Here is a 14,736-nt window from a genome sequence, read left to right on the forward strand (position 1 = left end):
GCACAAATCATGCCTGCGTCGCGGCGCCCGATCAACACCTGAACGCGCGGAACGGCAATGCCGTTTCAGGGCAACCTGCAGCAGTCGCGGCAAACCGGCGCGGCCATGCCGCTTGATCCGGACCCGGTTTTCGCCCATCTCTGCAAGCACCCCTTGAGAAGGAAGCTCCATGCTCGTTCCGCCCGAACCGCGCCTGCAGGCCCGCAGCGACATGGCCTGGGCGATCGCCGTCGGCGGCATCGGCGTGGTGCTGTGCATCGCGGCTCTCGCATTCACCTGGTATTATTCCGCCGCGATCTTCCTGATGTTCGCCGGCATGCTGCTCGGCGTCGCGCTGAACGCGATGACCAGCCGGCTCGGCTACGTGCTGCCCTGGCCGCACGCCATCAGGCTCATGATGGTCTGCGTGACCTTGGCGCTGCTGCTCGCCGGCGTCGTGTTCCTGTTCGGCGCCACCATCGCCGATCAGGCCAAGGTGCTGAGCGACACCATCAAGTCCCAGCTCGGCAATGTGAAGGCATTCCTCGACAGCCACGGCATCGACACCAGCTATTTCGACTTCAGCAATACGGCATCCTCGGCCTCGGAAGGAACGGCCCCCGCCGCATCGCAGTCCCACGGACTGCCGGGCGGACTGCCCTCGCCCAGCGCGCTGGCCTCGAGCGGCGGCGCGATCGTGAGCCAGACGTTGAAGCTTCTGCTCGGCACCATCAGCGCCGTCGGCAACATCTTCATCGTGCTGTTCCTCGGCCTCGCCTTCGCCGCGCAGCCGTCGGTCTATCGCCACGGGCTCCTGTTCCTGGCGCCTGCGAAATATCGCGACGAGGCCACCGTGATCGTCGACCGCATCAGCGACACGCTGGAGCGCTGGCTCATCGCCCAGATCATCACGATGTTCGCGGTATTCCTGGTCACCTGGATCGGACTGACCATCATCGGCATCCAGAGCGCATTCATCCTCGGCATCCAGGCCGGACTGCTTGCGTTCGTGCCGACGGTCGGCGCCATCGTCGCCGGCCTGATCGTGGTGTTGGCGAGCCTCGCCTCGGGCTGGGTGGCCGCGGCCAGCGCCGCGGTCTTGTTCCTCGGCGTGCACGCGATGGAGAGCTACGTGCTGACGCCGTTGATCCAGCGCCAGGCGCTCGACATTCCGCCCGCGACGCTGTTTGCGTTCCAGATCCTGCTCGGCATCGTGTTCGGCATCTGGGGGCTGACCCTGGCGCTGCCGCTGCTCGCGATCGCCAAGGTCATGATCGACTATTTCAAGACCGATCGCGCGGCCGAGGACCCGGCCGCCGCGATCTGATCTATTCGGCCGAGGTCACCACGGTCTCGGTATGCTCGACCTCCGGCGGGCTCGCGAAATACGGCCCGACCAGCGCGCGCCAGGCGGTGAAGTCCTCCGAGCCGCGGAAATCCACGGTGTGGTTTTCCAGCGTCTCCCATTTCACCATCAGCCGGTAGCGCTGCGGCTTCTCGATCGACTTGTGCAGCTCGACGCCCTTGGCGCCCTTGGCGCGCAGGAACAGAGGCCGCGCCTTCGCCACCGCGGCCTCGAAATCCTTCTCCGAGCCGGGCTTGACCTCGATCTGGGCGATTTCGGTGATCATCTTGCTTTGCCTCCGTGAATTCAGGAGGCGTGTGTAACGCAGTGCAGGCGCAAGCAAAAGGCCGGGCGTGCACATGATCGCTCCGCCGGCCGATACTTCCGGTTACGGATGGAACAGCAACACCGCGCCGGCCACGATGATCGCGCAGCCGACGAACATGAGCACGGGCCAGTGCCGGAACGGCTGGCGATAGCGGCCCTCGGCGCGGCGGCGCACGATGAGCGCCTGCTCAAATTCATCCGCGCTGGAGAACAGGCAGGCAAAGCCGCTGCGCGCGGCGGTGGCCTCCGCCTCGAGCGAGGTGAGCGCAGAATGGTCTTGAGATTGGGCTTGGGCTCCGATCATGACGGCGAGCATGGGGCAGCGCTGGTTAATCAGACCTTACCGCAACGCTGACAAGGCTTCACGTCGGCGCGATCAGCTGATCCGGCTGCACCGGGGTGGATAGCGCTGCCCGTTGCCGGCGGAAGCGATCGAGCGACAGCGGCAATTCGGACGCCGTTTCGACGCGGTTGCGGCCGGTGCGCTTGGCCTTGTAGAGCGCGGTGTCGGCCGCCGCGAGCAGCACTTCGAGCTCGGTGCCGGCGGGACCGCCGGCGACGCCGGTCGAGACCGTGGTGTCGACCGGCCCCTCGTCGCAGACGATGCCGGACGCCGCGAACGCCTCGCGCACCCGCTCGGCGGCCACGACGCCTTCTTCGAGCGTACAGGGCAAAAGTGCTGCGAACTCCTCACCGCCGATCCGCCCCGAGAGATCGGTGATGCGCAGATTGTTGACCACGACCGTTGCGAACAGTTTGAGGACCTCGTCGCCTGCAGGATGGCCGAACCGGTCGTTGATCGACTTGAAATGATCGATGTCGAAGATCAGCACCGTCACCGGCCGGCCCTCGCGCGCCTCGCGCTCGATCAGCCGCGCGCAGGCGTCGGCAAAGCCGCGGCGGTTGAGCAGACTCGTCAGCGGATCGATCGAGGCGGCGCGCTTATGCGCGCTGACCACCCGCTCATTGACCAGCATGAAGATGATGAAGACGGTGCCGACCGCATAAAGCACGAGCTCGATCGAGAAGATGGTGACCCAGGCGGTCGAGAATGCGCCATTGGCGTCGCGCAGGACGTGGCCGAGCAGGATCGGCAGCATCAGCACGAAGCCGTGCAGGGCCGGTACCAGCACCGCCGGCCAGCGTCGCTGCAGGCTGGCGCGGCGCTCCTGCCACAATTGCGCAGCCGTCAGCGTCGCATAGATCACGACCAGACTGGCCCCGATGGTGAGACGTTGGGTATGCGCCGCCGGATCGAGCAGCATGCCGCTCGCGATCCAGACGACCGCGCCGAGCACGAGGCCGGCGAGGCTCGGAGGCTTGCCGTGAAACACGCGTGCGGCGTTCCAGACCATCGCCGAGGCGATCAGGCCGACCGCGCTCAACAGCATCGGCACCACCTCGCCGAAGCGGTCGCCGATCACGGTCCACAGTGCGACCGACACCGAGCCGAGCACATAGGCCGCGCCCCACCAGCGCAATGCCGCGATGTTCTGCTCGCGGCCGAAGAACAGCAGCATGACCCCGAGCAGGGCCGCAACCATCGTGGCCACGATATAAAGCGTGAGGCTGTCCAGCGCCATCATCTTCCTCGGTTGCTACTGCAGCGCAATGTTCGGTTAGCGGAGCCTTTCCGCGATCCAAACTACCGGGCGGTCTGTTCGAAAGAGGTTTGCGCGCGAAGCCAACTTTTCGCGAAAAATCCGGCTCAACTCGACGGCAATTTGTTCGATAAAAAACGACAAACAGGGTTCAAAACAAAACGGGCGCTCCGCAAGGAGCGCCCGTTGAGCAGCGCCGCGCAACCGCGGCGAATGGTATCCCGATCAGCGCTTGGAGAACTGGAAGGACCGGCGGGCCTTGGCCTTGCCGTACTTCTTGCGCTCGACCACGCGGGAGTCGCGGGTCAGGAAGCCGCCCTTCTTGAGCACACTGCGCAGCTCCGGCTCGAAATTGGTCAGTGCCTTGGAGAGGCCGTGGCGCACCGCGCCGGCCTGGCCCGAGAGCCCGCCGCCGGCGACCGTGCAGATCACGTCGTACTGGCCGGCGCGGGCGGCAGCGACCAGCGGCTGCTGGATCATCATGCGCAGCACCGGACGGGCGAAGTAGATCTCGATGTCGCGGGTGTTGACGGTGACCTTGCCGGAGCCCGGCTTGATCCAGACGCGGGCGACCGCGTCCTTGCGCTTGCCGGTGGCATAGGCGCGGCCGTATTTGTCGATCTTCTTCTCGTATTTCGGAGCGTCAGCAGCGGTGGTGCCGACGGCGCCCTTCAGCTGCGACAGCTGATCGAGAGACTGGATGCTTTCGGCCATCTTATGCAGCCCTCGTGTTCTTGCGGTTCAACTTGGCGATGTCGATCTTCTCGGGGTTCTGCGCCTCGTGCGGATGATCAGGGCCGCCATAGACGCGCAGATTGCCCATCTGCACCCGGCCGAGCGGTCCGCGCGGGATCATGCGCTCGACCGCCTTCTCCAGCACGCGCTCGGGGAAACGCCCCTCGAGGATCTGGCGCGCGGTGCGCTCCTTGACGTGACCGACATAGCCGGTGTGCTTGTAATAGACCTTCTGCTCGCGCTTGCGGCCGGTGAGCACCGCGTGCGCTGCATTGATGATGATGACGTTGTCGCCGCAATCGACATGAGGCGTATAGGTCGGGAGGTGCTTGCCGCGCAGCCGCATGGCGACCAGCGAGGCGAGACGGCCGACCACCAGACCCTTGGCGTCGATCACGACCCACTTCTTCTGCACCTCGGCGGGCTTGGCCGAAAAGGTTTTCATGAGAACTATCCGTGACAGGGAGATCGCGGCGCAATGATCAGCGCCGACTTGGCCGCAGGTTCTAGAGAAGCCGCGCGCCATCGTCAACGTCCAATCGAGAAAAATACACAATACATATCAATAGGTTATAAATATGGTTCAATAATACCTGCAAAAACATCACGTGTTCGGAATGGAATAGGTCGCGGTGACGTGGGCGATCGGGTCGGGCGAATCGCCTGAGAGCAGCGTCACTTCACCCACCGCGAGCCGCTTGCCGAGCTTCAGGAGCTTGGCCACGGCCAGCACATCCTCACCGGCTGCGCCCTTGCGCAGGAAATTGATGTTGAGATTGGTGGTGACCGCGAGGCCGACGGGCCCGATCGCCGACAGCAGCACGACGTACATCGCGAAGTCGGCCAGCGCCATCAGCGTCGGTCCGGATACGGTGCCGCCCGGGCGCAGCATCCGGTGATGGAAGCGCTGGCGCAGCCGGCAGCTGTCGCCGTCGGCCTCTTCGATTTGGATGTCCCCGTCCAGAGTGAAGGCTTGCGGGAATTCCGCGTGCAGGAACGCTTCGAGTTCCGCTACGCTCATCTTCGCATCCGCCATGTGCCCCCCCTGCTCTGTCTATCGGCCTTCTGTTACATTAGCTTCCGATCGACGCCACAGGGAATTCCGATGCCTGCTCAAGCCGCTCGCGATGCCGCCGCTGCGCCCGCCACCTCAGGCGCGATCCTCTTGCGCGAGATCGCCGGCAATGTCGCGGTGCTGACCCTGAACCGCCCGGCGCAGCGCAACAGCCTGTCCGAGGATCTGATCGCGCGCCTGCATGCGACGCTCGCCGAGATCAGCACCGACACAGCGGTGCGCGCGGTGGTGATCGCGGCCAACGGCCCGGCCTTCTGCGCAGGCCATGACCTCAAGGAGCTCACCGCCCATCGGACCGGCGCTGACCGCGGCCGCGCCTATTTCGCTACTCTGATGAACGCCTGCAGCGCGATGATGCAGGCGATCGTGCATCTGCCCAAGCCGGTGGTCGCCGCCGTGCAGGGCATTGCCACCGCAGCCGGCTGCCAGCTCGTGGCAAGCTGCGATCTCGCCGTGGCATCGGAGCAGGCGAGCTTCGCCACGCCAGGCGTCGATATCGGGCTGTTCTGCTCGACGCCGATGGTGGCGCTGTCGCGCAACGTGCCGCGCAAGCAGGCGATGGAGATGCTGCTCACCGGCGAGCCGGTCTCGGCCGCGCGCGCCCGCGAGATCGGCCTGGTCAACCGCGTGGTGCCGGCCGGCGGTGAGCGCGACGCCGCGATCGCGCTGGCGCAGCAGGTGGCGCGCAAATCCGCCTATACGGTCAAGCTCGGCAAGGAGGCGTTCTATCGCCAGGCCGAGATGAGCCTTGCCGATGCCTATCGTTATGCGGCAGAAGTGATGACCGAGAACATGCTGGCCCGCGACGCCGAGGAAGGCATCGGCGCCTTCATCGAGAAGCGCGCACCGACCTGGCGGGATGAGTGATCTCGCATGCGCCTTCCTTTCGTCATTCCGGGGCGCCCGTGAGGCGCGAGCCCGGAATCCATAACCACGATCGGAAGTATGGATTCCGGGCCTGCGCCTTACGGCGCATCCCGGAATGACACCAACTAACAGAATCGCACATTATGAATCACGACAGCTACGATGACGACTACATCCGAAGCATCCTCAATGGCGTGAAGGTGATCGCCATGGTCGGTGCATCGCCCTCCGAGATCAGGCCGAGCTTCTTCGCGTTCAAATATCTGGTGCAGCGCGGCTATGACATGATCCCAGTCAATCCCGGCCATGTCGGCAAGAGCCTGATGGGCCGCCCGTTCGTGGCGAAGCTCGCCGACATCGGCCGTCCGATCGACATGGTCGACATCTTCCGCAGCTCGGCGCACATCATGCCGGTGGTCGACGAAGCCCTCGCACTCTCGCCGCTGCCGAAGGTGATCTGGATGCAGCTCGGTGCCCGCGATGATGAGGCGGCCGCGAAGGCGGAAGCCGCAGGCCTCAAGGTCGTCATGAACCGCTGTCCCAAGATCGAATATGGCCGGCTGTCGTCGGAGATTTCCTGGATGGGCGTGAACTCGCGCACCATCAGCTCCAAGCGCGCGCCGATCCCGACCCAAGGCATGCGATTGTCACTCAATCGCACGAGCCTCGGCGGTGCCGCGACATCGGCGTCCGATCGCGCTGCGAAGAACAGGAACGAGCCAAGTTAAGGAATTGACGAAAAGAACGTGTCGCGCGGATCGTGCGACATAGCAGCGCATTTCAAATCCGACCCATCGTTGCAGCGCGCCTTGACGGCGCCTCACCCTGACGCAATTGTCCCGCGCGGAAGGACGGAGCGACGATACCGCCGCCGGCCACCAACATCGCCCGACCGCCACGCGCCGCGCATGCCGCCGAATTTCAAGCGGCGGGCTCTCAAGGTGAAGGAAGCAGAATGACCGACCGTACTCCGGGATTTTCCACCCTTGCCATTCATGCCGGCGCCCAGCCTGACCCGACCACGGGCGCGCGCGCCACGCCGATTTATCAGACCACGTCCTTTGTCTTTAATGACGCCGACCACGCCGCCTCGCTGTTCGGGCTGCAGGCGTTCGGCAATATCTATACGCGCATCGGCAATCCGACCAATGCGGTGCTGGAGGAGCGCGTCGCCGCGCTCGAAGGCGGCACCGCGGCGCTCGCGGTCGCCTCGGGCCATGCCGCCCAGGTGATCGCGCTGCATCAGCTGCTCAGGCCGGGCGACGAGTTCATCGCCGCGCGAAAGCTCTATGGCGGCTCGATCAACCAGTTCACGCATTCGTTCAAGAGCTTCGGCTGGAACGTGGTGTGGGCGGATACCGACGACATCAAGACTTTTGAGGCCGCAGTCAGCCCGCGCACCAAGGCGATCTTCATCGAGTCGCTGGCCAATCCCGGCGGCACCGTCACCGACATCGAGGCGATCGCACAGGTCGCTCGCAATGCCGGCGTGCCGCTGATCGTCGACAACACGCTGGCGACGCCCTACCTCATTCGCCCGATCGATCATGGCGCCGACATCGTCGTGCACTCGCTGACCAAGTTTCTCGGCGGCCACGGCAACTCGATCGGCGGCGTCATCGTCGATGCCGGCACCTTCGACTGGGCGGCGGGCAACAAATATCCGATGCTGAGCGAGCCGCGCCCCGAATATCACGGCATCAGGCTTCAGGAGACGTTCGGCAATTTCGCCTTCGCGATCGCCTGCCGCGTGCTGGGCCTGCGTGATCTGGGACCTGCGCTGTCGCCCTTCAACGCCTTCCTGATCCTCACGGGCATCGAGACCTTGCCGCTGCGCATGCAGAAGCATTGCGACAATGCCAAAGCGGTCGCCGAATATCTCAACCGCCATCCGGCGGTGGCGTCGGTGAGCTATGCCGGCCTGCCGGAGGACAAGGGCCATAACCTGGCGCGCAAATATTGCCCGAAGGGCGCCGGCGCGGTCTTCACCTTCTCGCTGAAGGGCGGCTACGACGCCGGCGTCAGGCTGGTATCGAACCTGAAGCTGTTCTCGCATCTCGCCAATGTCGGCGACACCCGCTCGCTGGTGATCCACCCGGCCTCGACCACGCACAGCCAGCTCGACGACGCCGCCAAGATCAGGGCCGGCGCCGGCCCCGACATCGTCCGGCTCTCCGTCGGCATCGAGGACAAGGAAGACCTGATCGCCGATCTCGAACAGGCGCTGAGCGCGTAGAGGCGAGCTCCTGGCAAGCAATCGCTCCACCGGCATCTTCGCTGCCATCCTTCGAGACGCCCGCCCCTTGGCGGGCTCCTCAGGATGAGGACTTGTCTCGCGGGAAGACTCTAGCCCCTCATCAAGACTCTAGGCCCTCATGGTGAGGAGCGCCGCTTGCGGCGCGTCTCGAACCATGAGGCCCCGAGATCCCTCGTTATATCCGATAAGCCCGCCGCCTGGGGGAGGGAAAGGGTATGAGGCGAGTTCGCCGGGACGGCTCAGGCGTCGTCGGGCAGCTCGGACGAAACTCGAAGCTCGTTAGCCCGCGGATCACCTAGATGCCGGCAGAGCCCGGTCACCATTCGTTAACCATACGCGACCCATTCTCCCCGCCCATACGGACTCACCGCGCGGGAGACGACCGATGCGATCGATTGTGATCCTCATCTTGCTGGCGGCCGTCGCCGTGAATGGCGCGACGCTCGCCGCCGATTTGCCGAACGTGCATTACAAGGCGCGCAGGGCGGTGAAGGCCCCCCCACCCCCTCCGGTCGTGGTCGAACAGGACGAGACGCTGATCTCGCCGATGACACCCTCGACCCCGCTGCTGCTCGGCCGTCAGGAACTGCCGGGCTATTACGGCCGCGCCTTCTCCTACGACTATCAGGGTCCTTATTACGGCGGCGGAGGCTATCCCAGCTACATCTGGCGCCTGCCCTATGCGTGCGGGGTGTATGGGTATTGCTGAGCCGACAGGCTCGCATCGAAACGATCGGCTTGCAGATACCACCTCTGCCCCCACGCAGATCACAGATCGTGCAAATTTCAGCCGCGCGAACAGCTGTAATCGCAACATCGTGCGACACCGTTCGCGGCTGGGCCGCGTACCCATAAATCCGGCGGCCTGGTGCGACGAAGGCTAGGTCCGCGAGCCCTGTTACCGACCGACGCCGTCTGGCAGCGCTTTATGTGGCGAAGGGCCGCCTCCGTCTTGCACCGCAGCGGGGCAAACGTGACGCTAGTGTTTCTCCATGAAGGCAAGGACGGCTTGATCGTACGCGTCGGGATTTTCCCGTGGAACAGTATGCGAGCTTGCGGCGATCTCAACTCTCTCGCGATTGGGCAAGCAACGTTCCAACTGATCTATGACCAGGTGAAACACAGGAGGACTTCGTTCGGCATTGGACAAGAGCGTGGGGGCAGTGATTTTCTTGGCCATGTCGCAGGTGAAAACCGGTCGCGGCCGTTTCGTGGTCGCATCCGCCTGATACGAAGCGACGTTGTCGAAGTTCATCCTCTTGTGGGCGTCTGACCGACGCTCGTAGGCTCCCGGACCGCCGATACCATCCACGATCATAGGGATGCCTCGCTGCACATCGCCGGCCTTGAAAGCCTCTCTGGCGGGCGCCTGCTTTCCAACAAACTCCTTCAAAATGTCCGTTCCGTTGGGCACGCCGTTTAGGATGCCCATTGCGGGCGGCTCATTGAGCGCGAGGCTAACAACCATATCTGGGTGTGTCGCTGCGAAAAAAAGCGCGGCGTGTGCGCCCGATGAATGCGCTACGACCCTGATCTTGGAGAAACCGAGTGCGCGTGCGAAGGCGGCGAGATCTTCGCCGTGCACATCCGCCGCGCTGTCCGGCGTTCCTTCCGGGCTCACCACGTTCGGATAGTTATTGCGGCGACTGTAGGCTATGGCGCGATAGTGGGCCGCAAATTTCGGAAGCTGTTCGCTCCACATGCGATAATCTTGCAAGCCACCATGAACAAAGATGACCGGCTCACCCTGCCCCTCCTCAACATAAGCAAGCTCGTAGCCGCTGACAGATATTCGCTTGACTTCATCGGCCGTGGTGGTCGTGCTGCCAAGAGCCAAGAGGATCAGAGCAAGAATAGAACAAACAAAGGTTTTGCAAATCGACATTGCAGCCTCATATGAATTGAATGTGGCTTCCCTGCCTAATTTCGACTTTATCCGATCTCGTAGTGGCTGTCTCCTATGGTCATTTTCGACGGTTTCGGTCGGATTGTCGGCTGGTTGATGTCTGCTTCCGCATGAGCGCCGCAGCGGGACTCTTGGCAAGGAGCTTTGCGCACAGCCAGCCGCACCGTGATTCAATATCCCAAACTGGGGGCGGGAATTTTGCGCTACGAACTCACCAACTATGAATGGACTGCCATCAAGCCGATGCTGCCGAACAAGTCGCTCGGGTAGGAAGGTCACGGGACGGTTCAACGAGCGAAATGTCGTCGAGTAGCGACGCGCTACGAGAGGCTCGTTCAGCTTGCGTCAATCGGGCTATAGCTGCGCGTTATTGAATCCGCAGCCCAAATCGAAACTCACGCCCCCGATGCGCGTGGCGCCTTCAAAATATTCCCGTACGACCGCGCTTTCGTTGCTCGCCTTGATGGTCTCGAACAGCTTGACCACCTTGCTCTCCGCGAACAGATGCTCCGGCCCGATCGTCGCGATGCCGGTGAACGGCGGCTCGTAGAGCAGCGCTGGCTTGCGCGCGGAACGGGCGTACAAGTTGGTGCTCGACCCCTAAAGCCCCGCGGCCTTCTTCAGTGCCTCATTGATCCGCGTCTGCTAGCCCTGCCCGGTGGCCTTGAAATGATCGACGACGTGCGCATCGAGCCGCAGTGTGATCTGCGTTTTGGTCGGCGCCTTCTGCGGTCCGCGCGCACGCCGCGCGAGGTCCGGAAAGGTCTCATCGAACGATTTGGAACGCGCCGTCGTCGCCTTGGTCCAAGCCGGATTATACGAGACCGCGTCCATGTCGGTCTTGCGATAGCTCACTTTTGTCTTGCGGGCAGATCACCTCAGAGCTCCCTCCTTCACCGCGGGACCTGGCGCCGCGCAGTCAGGGATGCCTCGACCACTGCCAACTGTCACTCCGCCGCGACAGCGCGAACTTCGAGATGCACACCCGTCTCAGCCTGCAGCGCGCCAATCACACCAAGCAAGTTTTCTGCCGTGGGGTTGCCCGATGGTCCGAACATGCGCATCAGGCTCTTCTGCGGCCGGCCGAGCGCCAAACTCAGTTTCTCGAATCCGATCGTCGCATTGATGTAGCTGCGAAGGGCTGCGCGGCCGCCATCGAGATCGCCGCTCAGCAAGGATTCCACAGCTTCCTGAAACATCGCCTCCCGGAACGCAGGATCGCGTGCGGCACGGGCCTGCACGGTTTCGCGGAAGTCCCTTGTCAATGGCATTTTCAAGCCCTTTCGCCCGCCGTTCGCCGCTTGTAATCGCGCCACCGCTTCAAGGCAGCCTCGATGTCGCTCTGCTGCCGGCGGCTTGGTGCCGGCGTCCAGAAGAATCACCAACGCGCTGCCGTGCCATCCAAAATAAACCCGGTAGCCAGGTCCGCGATCGATCCGCAACTCGGCTGCACCTCACCGATTGATTTGACGTTCGACGTATTACCCTCGGCCAACCGGCCAATCGCAATGGTCACAATCGCTGCAGCCTGTGGGTCGAGATCGTCAAACCACCGCCCGAACGGACTCGTGCCTTTTTCAGAAAGATACTCTCTGACCTCGCCCATATGGTACCATATAAGTTACCAAATCGAAAGAAGAGCTTGCCAATTTCGGCAAATCAGCTTATGTTCCCTTTTTGTTCTTGTTCACTCGAGGGGCGCATCCGGATCGTCAGTTGCGTGGGGCAGGAATGCGGTGGACGTGATGCGGCGTGCGCAGCTTGTTTGCGCGGACGAGCGGCGTGTCACGGACGGCGAAGGCGTGTGGTCCTGGCGTCTCGGTGCTGACGCTAAGTTTGCGACGACGCTTGCGCGTCGCGCGGATGACGGGGGCAATCAAGCCGATCCCCGGGGAGAGCGCGCAGGAAACCGTTAAAACCATCGCGCGGGGAAGGCCGGGTGTTTTCGGCCGTACCTGTGGTAACCGCCGCGTGCATTTTCTTTCGCACGCGGGCCATGGGTGCCGGCCAGGCATCCGGCCTTCCCTGCGCCCTCGTTATCGCGAGGGTGATGTGATGAGCAGAGCTCGGCGCGAAAGCTGCGCGAGGATGAGAACGTATGCTTCAACGTCATTGCGAGGAGCGAAGCGACGAAGCTGCCTTGGAAGAGCTCGCGTCCCTACTACCCCGGCTGCCCGACCGGCACGGCGTCCTCGGGCACCGGGACCGGCATCCGTCGCGGCGCGAGCTGCTCGGCCTGCAGCACCGCCAAGGTCAGCACCACGATGGCGACCGCCTGATGCGTCAGCGCGAGATGGATCGGCACCACCATCAGCAGCGTCGCGATGCCGAGCACGGCCTGCGCGAGCACGGCCGCGAGCAGCCGGTGCGCGCCGCGGATCGCCGCGCGGCCCGCGCCCGCGCGCATCATGTCGAAGGCGTGAAATGCGGCGAGGAGCAGCAGCGCATAGGCCGTCATGCGATGCTCGAATTGCACCGTCAGGCGGTTGTCGAACAGATTGCGCCACCACGGGCTCTCGAACCACAGCGACGCGCCGTCTGGAATGAAGCTGCCATCGATCAGGGGCCACGTATTGTAGATGCGACCTGCGCGCAGGCCCGCGACCAGCGCGCCGAAATAGAGCTGCACGAAGGTGACGACGACGAGCAGGTTCGCAGTCCGGCGCAGCCGTGCCGGTGCCTCGCTCTCCGCGCCCGGCCTGAGCCGGCGCAAGGTCCAGACGATGGCGGCATAGATCAGCAGCGCGAGCACGAGATGCGTGGCGAGCCTGACCTGCGACACTTCCGTGCGCTCGACGAGGCCCGAAGCGACCATCCACCAGCCGACCGCGCCCTGCAGCGCGCCGAGACCGAAGATCAGCCACAGCCGCCGCCCGAGCGGACCCCAGACCGCGCCACGCCACAGGAACCAGAGGAACGGCAGCAGGTACACCATGCCGATGACACGGCCGAGCAGCCGGTGGCTCCATTCCCACCAGAAGATGGTCTTGAATTCCGACAGCGTCATCCCGGCGTTCATCTGCTGGTATTGCGGAATCGCCTTGTAGCCCTCGAACGCATCGGTCCACGCCTGCTCGGTCAGGGGCGGCAAGGTGCCCGTGACCGGCTTCCATTCCACGATCGACAGCCCGGATTCGGTGAGCCGCGTGGCGCCGCCGACCAGCACCATCAGCGCGATCAGGCCGGCCACGATGATGAGCCAGAGGCGGATCGCGGCGAGGTCTTGGGTGCGGGAAACCGTGGCCATGGAGGTTGAACGCTCGATTGAACCGGGGCTGACAAGCCCTTATAATCCCGGCGACATCGCGCGCAAGCCGCGCTCGCCCGCCCCTCCCTTACAATCGCGTCATGACCATCCGCACCCGCAAATTCTTCGGCGCCATCGCGCTTCTCGTGCTCGCCTTCGTCTGGTCGATGATGGGCATGGTGATGGCGCAGTTTCCGGTGATCGCCAATTCCGGCACGCTGCAATGGATCTATTACATCGTGGTCGGGATGGGCTGGGTGCTACCGGCAATGCCGATCGTGAGCTGGATGCTGCGCCCGGACGCGAACGCTCCCAAAGCCTAATCGTCCTCGACCTGAATCTTGGCATGCGGCGTCGGCGCCACCGGCGGGAAGGTCGCCCCCGACATCAGCACGCGCAGCGCCCGCAGCGAGCGCGAGCGCCCATCCCAGGCGATCCGCGGCAGCACGTGGAGATTGGTGCGGCCTTCGATCTGCACGACGCCGGAAATGGCCGAGACGGCGCTGACGAAGCCCGCCTCCTCCGCCATCACGACATGGGCCCGGCGAAACGACGTTTGCTCGCCGAAAGGAAATGCGAGATGCCGGACCGGACGTCGAAGGGCGGTCTCCAGCACCGCCTTGCCCATCGCGATCTCGCGCCAGGCGTCGCTGTCCTTCATGTTGGACAGCACCGGATAATGCACGGTGGCGCTGCCGATCGTGACCCTGGGGTCCGCGGCGAGTCTGGTGATATCGGCCCAGTCCATCGCGGCGGCGCGCGAGAGTGCGGCAAGATCGACCGAATGGCGGGTACAGAGGTCTTTCAAGGCAGCCGAGAGCTCGGCCGGCGGCAGGCTGCGCAGCCAGCCTGCGAGATAGGTGAAGAGCTCGCGTTTCTCGGCCGGCTTGAAGACGGTGAAGCGCTGCACCCGTCCGTCGATCACCAGACTGATCCGCGCCTCGCGGGCAATCATCGCCTCCAATGCGAACCACCAGGGTTCCCCCAGCCCGTCCGGGTACGCAGTCGGCACATATACCGCAAATGGCAGCTCGTGGCGCGCGAGCACCGGGTAGGCATGGGTCATCACGTCTTTGGAGGCGCCGTCAAAGGTCAGGCAGGCGAAGCGCCGCGGGCCCGCGAGCCGCACCGCCCGCTCGCAGGCCTCGTCGATGGAAACGATGTCATAGCCCCAACGCTTCAGCGCGCGGATGATGCGCTCCAGAAGGAGCGGCGTGATCTCGCGCGATTTCAGCGGCTGAAAGGCGTCGCGAGACCGCGGCCTGACCCGTTCGAAGCGCAGAATGACTCCGGCGCCGCCGGCTGCGCGAGAGGCCCACAGAGCGCGGCCGGAAAAATAGGCCAGTTCGAGCTTGAGGCTCGAGAGCCAGCTAACGTCTGACGACAAATCCCAACGC

20 protein-coding genes are annotated in these 14,736 nt (G+C 64.0%); 7 read left to right on the plus strand and 13 right to left on the minus strand.

The genetic code is table 11. The annotated features are described in order from the left end of the window. Window positions 1-169 precede the first annotated feature (169 nt). Window positions 170-1,306 (plus strand): AI-2E family transporter, encoded by a 1,137-nt coding sequence (locus tag ACQR1W_RS28080; protein WP_434853840.1) that lies wholly within the window; start codon window positions 170-172, stop codon window positions 1,304-1,306. Between the two features lies 1 nt (window position 1,307). On the opposite strand, the gene ACQR1W_RS28085 is transcribed toward ACQR1W_RS28080, so the two are convergent. From ACQR1W_RS28085 to ACQR1W_RS28110, 6 genes are all read right to left on the minus strand, one after another. Next, window positions 1,308-1,610 carry an antibiotic biosynthesis monooxygenase family protein gene (locus tag ACQR1W_RS28085; RefSeq protein WP_008969727.1) on the minus strand — a complete coding sequence of 101 codons (303 nt, stop codon included), beginning with the start codon at window positions 1,608-1,610 and terminating at the stop codon, window positions 1,308-1,310. Between the two features lie 102 nt (window positions 1,611-1,712). Continuing rightward, window positions 1,713-1,967 (minus strand): hypothetical protein, encoded by a 255-nt coding sequence (locus ACQR1W_RS28090; protein WP_434853841.1) that lies wholly within the window; start codon window positions 1,965-1,967, stop codon window positions 1,713-1,715. Window positions 1,968-2,013: 46 nt separating this feature from the next. Next, complete coding sequence (locus tag ACQR1W_RS28095; protein WP_434853842.1) at window positions 2,014-3,234, minus strand: diguanylate cyclase; 1,221 nt, start codon at window positions 3,232-3,234, stop codon at window positions 2,014-2,016. Between the two features lie 243 nt (window positions 3,235-3,477). Next, on the minus strand, window positions 3,478-3,966 hold the full coding sequence (gene rpsI, locus ACQR1W_RS28100; RefSeq protein ID WP_008969724.1) for a 30S ribosomal protein S9: 489 nt from the start codon (window positions 3,964-3,966) through the stop codon (window positions 3,478-3,480). 1 nt (window position 3,967) lies between these two features. Further along, the gene (rplM, locus tag ACQR1W_RS28105; RefSeq protein WP_434853843.1) at window positions 3,968-4,432 is read right to left on the minus strand and encodes a 50S ribosomal protein L13; all 465 of its coding nucleotides are present in this window, start codon (window positions 4,430-4,432) and stop codon (window positions 3,968-3,970) included. 159 nt (window positions 4,433-4,591) lie between these two features. Further along, a complete protein-coding gene (locus tag ACQR1W_RS28110; protein WP_434853844.1) occupies window positions 4,592-5,023 on the minus strand; it encodes a PaaI family thioesterase in 432 nt (143 codons plus the stop codon). Window positions 5,024-5,092: 69 nt separating this feature from the next. Between ACQR1W_RS28110 and ACQR1W_RS28115 the strand changes: the two genes are divergently transcribed. The 4 genes from ACQR1W_RS28115 (at window position 5,093) to ACQR1W_RS28130 (ending at window position 8,895) form a co-directional block, all read left to right on the plus strand. Then, complete coding sequence (locus ACQR1W_RS28115) at window positions 5,093-5,929, plus strand: enoyl-CoA hydratase (protein WP_434853845.1); 837 nt, start codon at window positions 5,093-5,095, stop codon at window positions 5,927-5,929. 143 nt (window positions 5,930-6,072) lie between these two features. After that, window positions 6,073-6,657 (plus strand): CoA-binding protein, encoded by a 585-nt coding sequence (locus ACQR1W_RS28120; protein ID WP_434853846.1) that lies wholly within the window; start codon window positions 6,073-6,075, stop codon window positions 6,655-6,657. A 227-nt stretch (window positions 6,658-6,884) separates the two neighbouring features. Then, window positions 6,885-8,165, plus strand: a complete 1,281-nt coding sequence (locus ACQR1W_RS28125; RefSeq protein WP_434853847.1) for an O-acetylhomoserine aminocarboxypropyltransferase — start codon at window positions 6,885-6,887, stop codon at window positions 8,163-8,165. A gap of 406 nt (window positions 8,166-8,571) precedes the next feature. Then, window positions 8,572-8,895, plus strand: coding sequence for a hypothetical protein (locus ACQR1W_RS28130; RefSeq protein ID WP_434853848.1), 324 nt, complete (start codon window positions 8,572-8,574; stop codon window positions 8,893-8,895). 270 nt (window positions 8,896-9,165) lie between these two features. Here the strand turns inward: ACQR1W_RS28130 and ACQR1W_RS28135 are convergent, their stop codons facing one another. Beyond that, entirely contained in the window at window positions 9,166-10,071 is a 906-nt protein-coding gene (locus tag ACQR1W_RS28135; protein WP_434853849.1) for an alpha/beta fold hydrolase, read from the minus strand. Window positions 10,072-10,236: 165 nt separating this feature from the next. Between ACQR1W_RS28135 and ACQR1W_RS28140 the strand changes: the two genes are divergently transcribed. Next, window positions 10,237-10,362, plus strand: a complete 126-nt coding sequence (locus ACQR1W_RS28140; protein WP_434853850.1) for a hypothetical protein — start codon at window positions 10,237-10,239, stop codon at window positions 10,360-10,362. A gap of 84 nt (window positions 10,363-10,446) precedes the next feature. Here the strand turns inward: ACQR1W_RS28140 and ACQR1W_RS28145 are convergent, their stop codons facing one another. The 5 genes from ACQR1W_RS28145 to ACQR1W_RS28165 all read right to left on the minus strand — a co-directional run bounded on the left by ACQR1W_RS28145 (window position 10,447) and on the right by ACQR1W_RS28165 (window position 13,339). After that, a complete protein-coding gene (locus ACQR1W_RS28145; RefSeq protein WP_434853851.1) occupies window positions 10,447-10,677 on the minus strand; it encodes a hypothetical protein in 231 nt (76 codons plus the stop codon). Between the two features lie 60 nt (window positions 10,678-10,737). Further along, window positions 10,738-10,947: a BrnA antitoxin family protein gene (locus ACQR1W_RS28150; protein WP_434853852.1), complete on the minus strand. Its 210-nt coding sequence runs from the start codon at window positions 10,945-10,947 to the stop codon at window positions 10,738-10,740. A 92-nt stretch (window positions 10,948-11,039) separates the two neighbouring features. Continuing rightward, window positions 11,040-11,363: a transcriptional regulator gene (locus tag ACQR1W_RS28155; RefSeq protein WP_434854034.1), complete on the minus strand. Its 324-nt coding sequence runs from the start codon at window positions 11,361-11,363 to the stop codon at window positions 11,040-11,042. A 107-nt stretch (window positions 11,364-11,470) separates the two neighbouring features. Beyond that, window positions 11,471-11,698: a hypothetical protein gene (locus ACQR1W_RS28160; RefSeq protein ID WP_434853853.1), complete on the minus strand. Its 228-nt coding sequence runs from the start codon at window positions 11,696-11,698 to the stop codon at window positions 11,471-11,473. Between the two features lie 555 nt (window positions 11,699-12,253). Next, window positions 12,254-13,339, minus strand: coding sequence for a COX15/CtaA family protein (locus ACQR1W_RS28165; protein WP_434853854.1), 1,086 nt, complete (start codon window positions 13,337-13,339; stop codon window positions 12,254-12,256). 101 nt (window positions 13,340-13,440) lie between these two features. Between ACQR1W_RS28165 and ACQR1W_RS28170 the strand changes: the two genes are divergently transcribed. Continuing rightward, window positions 13,441-13,662, plus strand: coding sequence for a DUF2842 domain-containing protein (locus ACQR1W_RS28170; RefSeq protein ID WP_434853855.1), 222 nt, complete (start codon window positions 13,441-13,443; stop codon window positions 13,660-13,662). On the opposite strand, the gene ACQR1W_RS28175 is transcribed toward ACQR1W_RS28170, so the two are convergent. Beyond that, a complete protein-coding gene (locus ACQR1W_RS28175; protein WP_434853856.1) occupies window positions 13,659-14,726 on the minus strand; it encodes a polysaccharide deacetylase family protein in 1,068 nt (355 codons plus the stop codon). The genes ACQR1W_RS28170 and ACQR1W_RS28175 overlap by 4 nt on opposite strands. Window positions 14,727-14,736 lie beyond the last annotated feature (10 nt).

The organism is Bradyrhizobium sp. HKCCYLS1011, from assembly GCF_051167795.1.
Lineage (GTDB): Bacteria > Pseudomonadota > Alphaproteobacteria > Rhizobiales > Xanthobacteraceae > Bradyrhizobium.